Source organism: Streptacidiphilus sp. BW17 (genome assembly GCF_041262485.1).
Classification (GTDB): Bacteria; Actinomycetota; Actinomycetes; order Streptomycetales; family Streptomycetaceae; genus Streptacidiphilus.
This window is the reverse complement of record NZ_JBGCCR010000014.1, coordinates 59,584-71,864: the sequence shown is the minus strand read 5'-3', so window position 1 is coordinate 71,864 and position 12,281 is coordinate 59,584. Positions and strand designations below refer to the sequence as shown.

Genomic DNA, 12,281 nt, shown 5'->3' with positions numbered 1-12,281 from the left:
CGTACGTCGTCCTGGTTCGTCCAGGTTCATCCCGTGTGGTCCTGCTGACTCCTGCCGACCCGACGCAGGCCCCAGGCGGGCCCGAGTCGGGCCCCAGTCGGGCCCGAGGACAGGACTCCCCTGTGCAGCAAGGCTGCTGTACCGTAGCGAGCATGTCGAAGCACATCACCATCCGGGTGGACGAGGAGTTCCACGCCCGGTTGGCGGCGCGGGCGGCGGCGGAGGGCACCACCATCACCGCGCTGGTCACCGAGGCGGCCAAGCGCGAGCTCGACCCGGACCGGCAGCGATTCCTGGAGGCTGCCGCGGAGTTCAACACCTCGGAGAACTGGGCGTACTTCCAGGAGCGGTTCGGCGGGAAGAAGACTGCGTGAAGTCCGACGGCGTGAAGGCCGACGAGGCCTGGGCCTGGAACGTGTTGGCGCACCACCTCCCGTCCGACCCGACGGTGTGGGATCCCTCCGGGATCAGCGCGGCGATAGCCCGGCACGCCAGTGACGTCGTCCTGGTCGCCGACGAGCCCCCGCGCGACGTCCAGTGGCGCGCCGCGGCGCTGCTCCACACGCTCTCGGTGTGCCCGCCGCTCGACTCCCCGATGAACGAGTTCTACGCGGCCACGCTCACCCGTTCCTACCTGGCCATGGCCGGCGTGAAGCCGCTGCCGAACCCCTTCGCGATGGCGGATCTGGTCGAGCACGCCAAGGAAGGCCGCAACGACGTCTTCGCCACGGCGGAGGCGCTGCGTATGCTCACCGACTGACAGACGGACCACCAGTATCGGGTACCACGACGCGGGGGCGGCGGCTGTGTTCAAGTCAGGGGTGGGCTTCTACGCCCTGTTCGGGTTCGGCTGGTGGATGTGGGGGCTCGGCGGGGTCGCCGTGGCCGTCGCGCTGCCGGTCGGCATCGCGGTCGCGCTGGCGCTGATGCTGACGGCCCGTCGCCGACTGCCTGACGAGGCGGGGGAGTTCGCGTCTCCGCAGGTGCGGCGGACGTTCGGCTTGATCAACGGCGCCCAGTGGCTGCTGATCGGCGGAGCCGTGGCCGGGTGCGTCGTCGGCGGAGTGCCGGAGCTGCTGCCCGCGCTGGTCGCCGTGATCGTTGGTGCGCACTTCGTCCCGCTGGCCGCCGTCTTCGGCGATCCCCGCCTCCGTGTTCCGGGCGCGCTGCTCGTCGCCACGGGGATCGCGGGCGTGCTGCTCCGATCCCTTTCCCACCCCTCGGCCGGGACCATGGCCACCTCAGTGGGTGTGCCGTGCGCGGTGATCCTCTGGGGGACGGGCGTGTGGGTGGTGGCCACTGGCGCGACGGCACCGCGCCGGGCTGACTGAGCGCTGACTGGGCGTCAGCGCGGGTCGGGCCGGTCCAGGTTCCAGTGGCGGACGGTCTGGCAGACCCAGCCGTCGGTGTTGGAGCGTGGCAGCAGCGAGAGGCGGGTGACCGTGCGCTGGCCGCCCTCGTGGTCGCCGTAGAGGAGGTCGATGTTGAGGCGCTGCCGGTTCTTGACCGCCTCGGCGAGCGTCGCGAAGGTGGGGTCGTCCGTGTCGCGCAGGGCCGCGTGCCAGGTGCCGTGGTCGCCGGCGGCGACGTACATGTCCAGGCCCTGGCGACGGAAGGCGTCGGCCGGTGCGGGGGTGTCGGCGGTCGGCAGCGACCAGCCGTGGACGATGCCGAGGCCGGGGCCGAGATTGCGCAGCGCGGTGCCGAGGTAGATTGCCTCCGCGCCGAGATGGGCGTAGGCGCCGCTGCCGGAGAGATGGGTGGTATGGCCGTCGGACCAGATCAGCTTCTGCTCCGGGTCGGTCGGCCGGGCCCCCACCAGCACCGGGCGCAGCGAGACCTGGAGTGCGCGCTCGGCCGAGCGCGCCGCACGGTCTGCCGAGCGGATCGATGCGAAGCTTGCGACGGCCAGCACCAGCGTGCCGGCCGCGGTGAGCACGTTCGCACTCGTACCCCAGTCCAGCGACACGCCCGAACCCCCCTCCGGGCCTGGAGATCCAGCCATCTGACGGATGGTGCCCGCCGGTTGGCGGGTGATCTCATCGGATTGTGTGGCAGCTTAGCTGCCGGACAGCAGTCACACACGTTCGGGTGAGTTTCTCTCGGCGGTCTCCTGGGAAGTGCCGCGCGGCCACGCACAGGCGAGTGAATCGCCCGTGGGTCAGTGAGCGGGAGACGCCCCGGCGTGAGCGATGCTGTGAGGGTTGCTTATATCCGGATCGAACACCGCGAACCGTTCGAACCACTCGAAGCGTCCCAAGATTCGCACAGCCGTACAGATCGGAAGGTAGGGGAAATCGCTATGGGAGCCATCACGCGTCGGAACGTTCTCGCGGGGGGAGTCGCGGTCGCGACTGCCCTGGGAGTGTCCGCGTGCGGAGGTTCCGGCAGTGCGAATCGCGGTGGGGGAAGCGGCGACGGCCAGCCGGTCGGTGGCTCCAGTTCCTCTCCTACGGCGAGCGCGCGACCGGTGACCTTGATCGGTGACGGTTCGATGGCGGACACGGGTCCGCAGCCGTTCCAGCCGGTGCCGGAAAAGTTGCAGCCGGGCCAGCGTCCGCCGCAGTTCGTGGTCTTCAGTTGGGACGGTGCGGGTGAGGACAGCAAGAAGCTGTTCTCGCACTTCCGTGGAGTGGCGCAGGAGGTGAAGGCGACGATGTCGTTCTTCCTCTCCGGGATCTACGTGCTGCCGGAGGGCAAGAAGGACCTCTACCTGCCGCCGGGCCACCGGCCGGGCGCGTCGGACATCGGCTACCTGGCCGACGACCACGTGAAGATGACGCTGGACCAGGTGCGGGGGGCGTGGCTGGAGGGCCACGAGATCGGCACCCACTTCAACGGCCACTTCTGCAGCCCCGCCACCGGTGTCGGCACCTGGACCCCGGCGCAGTGGCGCAGCGAGCTGGAGCAGGCCATCGGCTTCGTCGAGAAGTGGAAGACCAACACCGGGTACACGGACATGGAGCCGTTGCCGTTCGACTACCGCAAGGAGCTGATCGGCGGCCGGACGCCCTGTCTGCTGGGGCAGAACCAGCTGCTGCCGACGGTCGCGGACATGGGGTGGAAGTACGACGCGAGTTCGCCGGGTGGGCTGCAGATGTGGCCGGGCAAGACGGCGCAGGGGTTGTGGAACTTCCCGCTGCAGTCGATCCCGTTCCCCGGGCACAGCTTCCAGGTGCTGTCGATGGACTACAACATGCTGGCCAACCAGACCGGCGGCACGCCCAACGGTGATCCGTCCAAGCGTCCGTACTGGCAGCAGCAGTCGTACCTCTCCTACATGGCGGGCTTCAACCGGGCGTACACCACCAACCGGGCGCCGTTCTTCATCGGCAACCACTTCGAGAGCTGGAACGGCGGCATCTACATGAAGTCCGTCGAGCAGGCCCTGCGCGACATCGCGGGCAAGCCCGACGTCCGGCTCGTCTCCTTCCGGCAGCTGGTGCAGTGGCTGGAGGCGCAGGACCCGGCGGTTCTGGCCAAACTTCGTACGCTCAACGTCGGCCAGAAGCCTGCCGACTGGCGCGAGTACACCACCCCGCAGCCAGTCTGAGCTGCGCTGATCTGTTCCGGTCGGCGGTCGTCCGCCGATTGTCACCGGCCCCCCGCCGATCGGCGGGGGGCCGGACTGCACCTCGGGGTGACGTGTCGAACGCATCCTTACGGAATCCTGATAGTGGTCGCTCGACCGTCTTTCTCCCACCCGGAAACCCGGAGCCCGCCTTGATCTCCCGAGCCGCCGCACCCCGGGTGCAGCGTGTGAGCGCTCGCACCGCCGTCTGGTACCTGCGGATCGTCGCCTGCCTGAACCTCTTCGCCGCCGTCTCGCTGAGCTTCCGTGAGCAGGTCCGGCACCACAACCACGGTGACCTCTACACCCCGTACCTGCTGACTGCGGGCTTCAGCTCGGCCGCGTTCGCGGTGCTGATGGCGGTCATGATGAACCGTCACAAGCGCGCCGCCTGGATCGCCAACCTGGTCCTCTCCGGCCTGCTGCTGACCGGGGTCGTGCTGGCGCTGCTGGAGCATCCCGGCGTGGACCACCACTGGTTCAACTGGGGCACGCTGGCCGTCCTGGTCGTCTTCGTCGGCGCGCTGCTGCTCGGCCGCGCCGAGTTCCAGGCCAAGGGCGACGCGACCAACCCCAAGCTGGCCGTCTGGACGCTGATCGGCGGCGGCGTGGTCACCCTGCTCGTCGGCACCGGCCTGCTCAGCCTCACCACGGCCGGACGCGCGGCGTCGATCGGCGACCGCGCCGAGTACGTGGTGCTGCGCGCCATCACGCTGGGTGCGGACGGCTCGCAGTACTTCGAGGTCAGCATGCCGCGCGCGATCGACGTCACGATCAACGTGCTCTGCGTGGGCGTGCTGCTGCTGGTCACCTACGCGCTCTTCCGCGCCCCCAAGGGCAAGGAGTACCTCAGCCACGAGGACGAGACGCGGCTGCGCGAGCTGCTGGTCAAGCACGGCGCCCGCGACTCCCTCGGCTACTTCGCGCTGCGGCGCGACAAGTCGGTGATCTTCTCGCCGAGCGGCAAGGCCGCGGTGACCTACCGCGTCGTCGGCGGCGTCTCGCTGGCCTCCGGCGACCCGATCGGCGACGTCGAGGCCTGGCCGGGCGCGATCGAGAAGTGGCTGGAGCAGGCCCGCGAACACGCCTGGGTCCCGGCGGTCACCGGCGCGAGCGAGGAGGGCGGCGTCGTCTACGCCCGCCACGGCCTGGACGCGCTGGAGCTGGGCGACGAGGCGATCGTCGAGATCGCCGAGTTCAGCCTGGAGGGCCGCGCGATGCGCGGCGTCCGCCAGGCGCACAAGCGCGTCGCGCGGGCGGGTTACACGGTCGCCGTCCGCCGCCACGGGGACATCGGCGAGGCGGAGATGGAGACCATGCTCCACCACGCCGACCAGTGGCGCGACGGCGCGACGGAACGCGGCTGGTCCATGGCGCTGGGCCGGCTCGGCGACCCGGACGACGGCCGGTGCGTCATGCTGGAGTGCCGCGACGGCGAGGGCGAGCTCAAGGCGTTGCTCAGCTTCGTCCCGTGGGGCGAGCACGGCCTCTCCCTGGACCTGATGCGCCGTGACCGGGACTCCGACAACGGGCTGATGGAGTTCATGGTCATCGAACTGATCCAGCGCGCGCGGGAGGTGGGGGTCGAGCGGGTCTCGCTGAACTTCGCGGTCTTCCGCGCGGTCTTCGAGCGGGGAAGCAGGTTGGGTGCCGGACCTTTCCTGCGGGCGTGGCGCTCGGTGCTGGTCTTCTTCTCGCGCTGGTGGCAGATCGAGTCGCTCTACCGGGCGAACGCGAAGTACCGGCCGCAGTGGGAGCCGCGCTACGTGCTGTTCGAGCGCAGCCGCGACCTTCCGCGGATCGCGCTGGCGAACGCGTGCGTCGAGGGCTTCATCGCGCAGCCGCGGCTTCCCGCGTTGCTGCGCGGGCGTCGGCGGGGTGTTGCTACGGCGCAGGCCACGCACGAGCGTGAACTGGAGCACGTGGCTTAGCCTTTGCTTCGGCGGGAAGTTGCACTACCAGGGGCGCGGGGCTCTGCTCGATCAACTGCGCGCGCGAGTCACCACCGATGAGCGGATGGCCCTGCGCGTTCGGGGCTCTACCTTCGTGGGTGGCTTGTCGCGCCCACGCGGCGGAGCCGCACATCAGCAGAGCCCCGCGCCCCTCAGGTGTCAGCGGGGCTCAGCCGCTCGGTCGGGAGCCGGGCCTGCACGGTGAAGCCGCCGTCCGGGCTGGGCTCCGCGAAGAGGACTCCGCCCAACTGCTGCGCGCGTTCCCGCAGGCCGATCAGGCCGTGGCCGCCGCTGGGCAGCAGCAACGGCTCGGCGCCTTCCCCGCGTGGGCCGTTGGTGACCGTCACATGCAACGCGCCGTGCGCGTGCTCCGCGTGGGCGACGTGGACGGTGACCGTGGAGCCGGGGGCGTGCTTCCGCACGTTCGTCAGCGCCTCCTGGACGGTGCGGTACGCCGCTCGTGCGACCGGCTCGGGGACCGTGCCGTCGGTGACCGCGCACTCCAGCGTCGCCGACAGGCCCGAGCCGGTGACCAGACGGGGGAGGTCGGCCAGCGTCGGCTGCGGGGTGAGCTGCTGTGCCTCGCGGCCCGCCCCGGCCGCCCGCAGGACGCCGACCATCTGGCGGAGCTCCTCCAGCGTCTTGACTGAGAGCTGACGGATCGTCCGGGCGGTGTCGCGGGTCGCGTCCGGGTCCTCCGCGCGGATCTGCAGCGCGCCGGCTTGGATGGAGATCAGGCTGACCTGGTGCGAGACCACGTCGTGCATCTCCCGGGCGAGCCGTGCCCGCTCCGTGGAGAGCACGCTCTGCGCCAGCAGGTCCCGCTCGCGCGCCTGACCACGCGTCAGCTCGTCGAGGCGGACGGCGAGTTCCCGGCGGGTGGTGACCAGCATGCCGAGGGCCAGTGGTGCGCCGCCGGTCAGCAGCGCGTACATCACGGCCAGCGCGGTCGTCCGGTCCCAACCGGGGAGGTTGTCGGACCAGGGCCACGGCAGGAACTGCGCCAGCGAGACCAGGAGCGCGCAGTAGCCCACCAGCCAGCGGTTGCGGTGCTTCACCGCGACCGAGTACTTCACCGCGACCGAGTAGACGGCGATCATCGGCGCCAGCCAGATGTAGCTGAGTTGGAGGCCCGGCAGCGTCGCCAGCAGCACCCACACCGGCCAGCGCCTGCGCAGCAGCAGCGCGGCGGCGGCCAGCAGCGAGGTCGTCATCTGGACCGTCGAACCCAGGTCGTTGGCGAGGAACGCCTCGACCGTCGCGAGCAGTGCCGGGGTGGGGACGGTCACCCACGGCGAGAGGTACCAGGGACGCCTGAGCGCGGACGGCGCGGCTGCCGTGCCGAGGGAGCTCACTTCTCGGTCCTGCCGGAGCCGGGAGTCTGGCCCGATGACTGCCCCGGAGTCTGGCCCGGAGACTGGTGGTCCCCGGCGAGCAGACCGGCCTGGTGGGCGAAGACCGCGGCCTGGACCCGGTTGGAGGTACCGAGCTTGGCCAGGATCGCGCTGATGTGGTCCTTGACCGTGCCGGTGCTCAGGAAGAGCCGGGCCGCGATGTCCGCGTTGGAGAGTCCCTCGCCCAGCAGCGCCAGCACGTCCAGCTCGCGGGTGGTCATGGTGGCGAGCCGGGCAGCGGTCTGCTTGTCGGGGCCGGAGTCGAGGTAGCCGGCGATCACCGTGTCGGTCACCGTCGGGGAGAGGATCCGCCCGCCCGCGGCGAGCACCCGGACCGCGTGGACCAGCTGCTCCGGGTCGGTGTCCTTGAGCAGGAAGCCGCCCGCGCCACCGCGCAGCGCGGTGCCGATGTACTCGTCGGTGTCGAAGGTGGTCAGCATCGCCACGGCCGGGGGCTCGGGCAGCTCCATCAGCCCGCGCAGCACGGTCAGGCCGTCGACGTCGGGCATCCGCACGTCCAGCAGCACCACCTGCGGGCGCGTCCGGGCCACGGTCGCCACCGCGTCGCCGCCGCCGCAGGTGGCCACGACCTCGATGTCCGGGGCCGAGCCGACGATCAGGCTCAGGCCGGAGCGGACGAGAGTCTCGTCGTCGACGATGACCACAGGGATCACAGGGCGGTCCTTCAATCTTCCGTGCGGGTTTTCGGTGGCGTTCGCTGCAGGTTCCGTGCGTGAGGTTCGCTAGGCGAGGTTCTCTGCGCGAGGCTCGCTACGCGTGTCCTGCATCGCGTGTCCTTCGTAAGAGCCTACGAGGCTTCGCACCCGTGTGGGGTCTTGCCGAAGGAGCGTCGAACGGGAGAGGCTGCGCACGGCCACAGTGGTTCCACGGACGGCACCGGACGAGGAGTGATCCATGGCACAGCGGCTGCGTCTGGGCGGCATCGCCTACGGCGGCGACTACAACCCGGAGCAGTGGCCCGAGGAGGTGTGGGCCGAGGACGTCGCGCTGATGCGCCAGGCCGGGGTGAACCTGGTCAGTCTCGGCATCTTCTCCTGGGCCCGGCTGGAGCCACGGCCCGGCGAGTTCGACTTCGGCTGGCTGGACCGGGTGATCGACGGCCTGCACGCGGGCGGGATCGCCGTGGACCTGGCCACGCCCACCGCCGCGCCGCCCGCCTGGTTCCAGCGTGCCCACCCGGACGACCGCCCGGTCACCGCCGACGGGCGGGTACTCGGCTACGGGGCCCGGCAGACCTACTGCCCGAGCTCGCCCGCGTACGCCGAGGCGTGCGCGCGGATCACCCGCGAGCTGGCCGCCCGCTACGCCGGTCACCCGGCGGTGGTGCTCTGGCACATCCACAACGAGTACGGCTGCCATGTCGCGCGCTGCTACTGCGAGCGCAGCGCCGCCGCGTTCCAGGAGTGGCTGACCGACCGCTACAAGACCGTGGACGCGCTCAACGAGGCGTGGGGCACGTCGTTCTGGGGACAGCGCTACGGCTCGTTCGAGGAGGTCGACGCGCCGCGCGCCGCGCCCAGCGCGGTCAACCCGACCCAGCAGCTGGACTTCCGCCGGTTCTCCTCCGACGCGCTGCTGGCGCGCTACCGGGCCGAGCGGGACATCGTCCGGGCCGCCGATCCGGACGTGCCGATCACCACCAACTTCATGGCCGGGCTCACCGACAACCTGGACCTGTGGGCCTGGGCGCGTGAGGTCGACGTCGTCGCGACCGACCACTACACGTCCGCCGAGCGCGCGGACAACCAGATCGGGCTGGCGCTCTCCGCCGACCTGACCCGCTCGCTGGCGGGCGGCGCGCCGTGGCTGCTGATGGAGCACTCCACCTCGGCGGTCAACTGGCAGCAGCGCAACATCGCCAAGCGGCCGGGCGAGATGGCCCGCAACAGCCTGGCGCACGTGGCGCGGGGCGCGGACGGGGTGATGTTCTTCCAGTGGCGCGCCTCCCGCGCGGGGGCCGAGAAGTACCACTCGGCCATGGTCCCGCACGCGGGTACCGACACCCGGATCTGGCGCGAGGTCGTCGACCTCGGCACCCGGTTGCAGCAGCTCGCGCCGGTGTGCGGCAGCCGGGTGCGGGCGGAGGCGGCGATCGTCTGGGACTGGGAGTCGCTCTGGGCGCTGGACCTGGAGTACCGGCCCAGCGTCGAGCTCAGCTTCCGCGAACGGATCGACGCCTACTACGAGCGGCTCTGGCGCGCCGGGGTGACCGTCGACTTCGTCCACCCGACGGCCGACCTGAGCGGCTACCGGCTGGTCGTCGCGCCGTCGATGTACGTCACGCCGACCGCCTGGGCCGAGCAGCTGCGCTCCTGGGTCCGCTCCGGCGGCACGCTGCTGACCAGCTACTTCACCGGGATCGTCGACGAGAACGACGCGGTCCACCTGGGCGGCTACCCGGGCGCGCTGCGCGACGTGCTGGGGGTGCGGAGCGAGGAGTTCCTGCCGCTGCGCAAGGACGAGCGGACCAAGCTGGTCGCGCCGCCCCGGCTGGACGGCGCCGCCGCAGCGCCCGGGACGGCCGGTCGCTGGGCCGAGGACCTGACGCTGACCGGCGCCTCTGCCGTGCTGCAGCACGCCGACGGCCCGGTCGCTGGTCGTCCCGCTGTCACCCGGCACGCCTACGGCGAGGGCACGGCCTGGTACGTGGCGACCGCGCCCGACCCCGGCACCCTCGACGCGGTGCTGCGCGCCGCGCTGGCCGACGCGGGCGTCCGGACGCCGAGCGGGCTGCCGGACGGCGTCGAGCGGGTCCGGCGCGTGGCGGAGGACGGGCGCGGCTGGGAGTTCGTGATCAACCACGCCGACACGGAGGTCGCCGTCCCGGCTCCGGGCGGGGGACACGTCACCGTGCCGGGCGGCGCGGTGGAGGTACTGGACATCGCATCGAACATCGCAGGAGGAGCTGTATGACGGTCGAGCGCAGCACGGTCTTCGGCACGACGGCGGAGACGTACGACGCGGCCAGGCCCAACTATCCGGACACGCTGATCGACACGGTGCTGGAGTTCGCGGGCTCCGTTTCCGCAGACCGCCGTGCGGTGGAGATCGGCGCGGGGACGGGCAAGGCGACCGTCGCCTTCGCCGGACGGGGCGTGCCGGTGCTCGCCGTCGAGCCCGACCCGCGAATGGCGGAGGTGCTGCGGCGCAACACGGCCGCCCTCCCCGGTGTGGACGGCCCCGGCGTCGAGGTGCGGATCGGCCGCTTCGAGGACGCCGCGCCGCAGGACCACGGTGCGGGCCTGGTCTACGCGGCCCAGTCCTGGCACTGGCTCGACCGGGAGACCCGCCGGGATCACGTCCACCGCGCACTGGCCCCGGTCGGCGCGGTCGCGCTGTTCTGGAACCTGACCGGCATCGTCGACCGCGACCTCGCCGAGCGGATGACCGCCCTCGACGACCGCTGGGACATGGGCATGCGCCATGTCGCGGGCTGGGCCGCCGAGTTCGCGGGCGAGATCGAGGCGACGGCCGACAACGACTGGGCGGGGTTCGAGTTCCGCGAGGACGCGCGCTTCACCGACCAGCGCTCGGTCCGCTTCCGCAACGGTGTCTCCTGGCACACCAGCGACCAGTGGGTGGAGCGGCTGTCCACCCACTCCGGCACGCAGATCCTGGCCCCGGCCGACCGGGCGGAACTGCTCGACGCGGTGCGTGCGTTGCTGGACGCCAACGGCGGCGGCCTGGAGGCGGCCTCGTTCACCGACCTGTTCCTGGCACGGGCGGTCTAGTTCCTGGCACGCGTGGTCTAGTCGTCCCTCGGACGAGTCGGCCTCGCCTCACGTTCCTTGCACCGAGCCCGCTCTATGGTGGACTGGTTTGCAGACGGACGGGGCGGGACAGAGCGCGTGGGTACGACTGAGATCGCAGCCGTCGCGGCGCAGCGCACGCGCCCGGCGGTCACGTCGCCCGACCCTGCCCGCACGCGTGCGCGGGTCCCCGCGTGGCTGTGGACGTGGGGGACGGCGGCGCTCTTCGCCGTCCTCTACACGCTGCTCGCCGTCCGTCGGCACCAGCAACAGCAGACGGCCGGGTACGACCTCGGCATCTTCGAGCAGACGGTCCGCGCCTACGCGCACTTCCAGGCGCCCATGGTGCCGCTCAAGGGCACCGGGTTCGACGAGCTCGGGGACCACTTCAGCCCGGTGGTCGCGGTGTTGGCGCCGTTGTACCGGGTGTTCCCCAGCCCGGTGACGCTGCTGGTGGCGCAGAGCGTGCTGCTGGCGCTGGCGATCGTGCCGCTGGCCGGATGGGCGCTGCGGGTACGCGGACCCGTCGCTGCCGCCGTGGTCGGCGGCGGGGTGGGCGTGTCCTGGGGGATCGTCCAGGCCGCCGACTTCGACTTCCACGAGATCGCCTTCGCCGTGCCGCTGATCGCGTACGCCGTGCGGGCGCTGGGCGAACGGCGGTGGGGGGCTGCCGCGTTGTGGGCACTGCCGCTCCTGCTGGTCAAGGAGGACCAGGGGCTGACCGTCGCCGCCATCGGCGTCTTCGTCGCGCTGCGCGGCCCGCGTCGGCTGGGGCTCTGGCTCACCGCCGCCGGGGCGCTCGGCACCTGCGCGGAGGTGCTGCTGGTGCTCCCGGCCTTCAACGCCCATGGCGGCTTCGACTACTGGCAGCAGATCGTCGGCGGCGGCACGGCCACCACCGGCGGCATCACCCAGGCGGGCGGCGGCGGTTCGCTGTTCGGCCTGCTACTCCACCTGCCCTGGCCCGGCGTCAAGTGGGCGACCGTGCTGTTGCTGCTCGCCCCGACCGGGTTCCTGGCGCTGCGCTCGCCGCTGGCACTGCTCTGCGCGCCGACGCTGCTGTGGCGCTTCGCCTCCGGCAATGCGCACTACTGGGGCTTCCACTACCACTACAGCGCCGTGCTGATGCCGACCGTCTTCGGGGCGCTCGTCGACGCGCTGGACCGGGGCCGGTTGTCGCCGCGCGTGGTGCGCGGCGGGCTGGCCTTCAGCGCCGCCTTCAGCATGGCGACGCTGCCGTGCTTTCCGCTCTGGGACCTGACCCACCGCGGCGAGTGGACCACCACCGCCCATGTCCGCGCCGCCGACCGCCTGTTGCACCGCATCCCGCCCGGCACGACCGTCGGCGCGGGCAACCGCCTGGCGGCGCAGCTCGTCTCCCGCGACACGGTCACCCTGGCCTGCCTCGACGCCGCCCAGGGCGTCACGCCGGAGTGGGTCGTCGTCGACGCCAAGGACTCCAAGGCGGTGGCCCCCTGCTCCGCGGCGGCGGCGATCGCCGCCCTGCATGGCTACGAGGCACGCGGGTACCGGGTGGTGGGGAGCAACGACGGGGTGACCCTGCTGCGGCGCTGACGAAGGCGGGGGCATGACC

At 71.7% G+C, this 12,281-nt stretch carries 11 protein-coding genes; 8 read left to right on the top strand and 3 right to left on the bottom strand.

Translation table 11 applies throughout. From position 1 onward, the window contains the following. Positions 1-152: 152 nt before the first annotated feature. Genes ABH940_RS19025 through ABH940_RS19015 form a run of 3 tightly spaced genes read left to right on the top strand, consistent with a single transcriptional unit; the run spans position 153 to position 1,331 of the window. Positions 153-374: a toxin-antitoxin system HicB family antitoxin gene (locus tag ABH940_RS19025; protein WP_037604596.1), complete on the top strand. Its 222-nt coding sequence runs from the start codon at positions 153-155 to the stop codon at positions 372-374. Next, positions 371-760, top strand: a complete 390-nt coding sequence (locus ABH940_RS19020) for a hypothetical protein (protein WP_370070265.1) — start codon at positions 371-373, stop codon at positions 758-760. The genes ABH940_RS19025 and ABH940_RS19020 overlap by 4 nt, the downstream gene beginning before the upstream one ends. 46 nt (positions 761-806) lie before the next feature. Further along, positions 807-1,331, top strand: coding sequence for a hypothetical protein (locus ABH940_RS19015; protein ID WP_370070263.1), 525 nt, complete (start codon positions 807-809; stop codon positions 1,329-1,331). Positions 1,332-1,345: 14 nt separating this feature from the next. Here ABH940_RS19015 and ABH940_RS19010 read toward each other — a convergent pair whose 3' ends face one another. Further along, positions 1,346-2,005, bottom strand: coding sequence for a hypothetical protein (locus tag ABH940_RS19010; RefSeq protein WP_370070261.1), 660 nt, complete (start codon positions 2,003-2,005; stop codon positions 1,346-1,348). Positions 2,006-2,302: 297 nt separating this feature from the next. On the opposite strand from ABH940_RS19010, the gene ABH940_RS19005 reads away from it, so the two are divergent. Next, the gene (locus ABH940_RS19005) at positions 2,303-3,553 is read left to right on the top strand and encodes a hypothetical protein (RefSeq protein ID WP_370105798.1); all 1,251 of its coding nucleotides are present in this window, start codon (positions 2,303-2,305) and stop codon (positions 3,551-3,553) included. A 206-nt stretch (positions 3,554-3,759) separates the two neighbouring features. Next, complete coding sequence (locus tag ABH940_RS19000) at positions 3,760-5,502, top strand: phosphatidylglycerol lysyltransferase domain-containing protein (protein WP_370070257.1); 1,743 nt, start codon at positions 3,760-3,762, stop codon at positions 5,500-5,502. A 173-nt stretch (positions 5,503-5,675) separates the two neighbouring features. Here the strand turns inward: ABH940_RS19000 and ABH940_RS18995 are convergent, their stop codons facing one another. Beyond that, the gene (locus tag ABH940_RS18995) at positions 5,676-6,878 is read right to left on the bottom strand and encodes a sensor histidine kinase (RefSeq protein WP_370105796.1); all 1,203 of its coding nucleotides are present in this window, start codon (positions 6,876-6,878) and stop codon (positions 5,676-5,678) included. Further along, positions 6,875-7,591, bottom strand: coding sequence for a response regulator (locus tag ABH940_RS18990; protein ID WP_370070253.1), 717 nt, complete (start codon positions 7,589-7,591; stop codon positions 6,875-6,877). The genes ABH940_RS18995 and ABH940_RS18990 overlap by 4 nt, the downstream gene beginning before the upstream one ends. 241 nt (positions 7,592-7,832) lie before the next feature. Between ABH940_RS18990 and ABH940_RS18985 the strand changes: the two genes are divergently transcribed. The 3 genes from ABH940_RS18985 (at position 7,833) to ABH940_RS18975 (ending at position 12,262) form a co-directional block, all read left to right on the top strand. Further along, positions 7,833-9,851 carry a beta-galactosidase gene (locus ABH940_RS18985; protein WP_370105795.1) on the top strand — a complete coding sequence of 673 codons (2,019 nt, stop codon included), beginning with the start codon at positions 7,833-7,835 and terminating at the stop codon, positions 9,849-9,851. After that, positions 9,848-10,669 carry a trans-aconitate 2-methyltransferase gene (locus ABH940_RS18980; protein ID WP_370105794.1) on the top strand — a complete coding sequence of 274 codons (822 nt, stop codon included), beginning with the start codon at positions 9,848-9,850 and terminating at the stop codon, positions 10,667-10,669. Before ABH940_RS18985 ends, ABH940_RS18980 begins: the two co-directional genes overlap by 4 nt. Before the next feature lie 117 nt (positions 10,670-10,786). After that, positions 10,787-12,262 carry a DUF2079 domain-containing protein gene (locus ABH940_RS18975; RefSeq protein ID WP_370070247.1) on the top strand — a complete coding sequence of 492 codons (1,476 nt, stop codon included), beginning with the start codon at positions 10,787-10,789 and terminating at the stop codon, positions 12,260-12,262. The last annotated feature ends 19 nt before the right edge of the window (positions 12,263-12,281 follow it).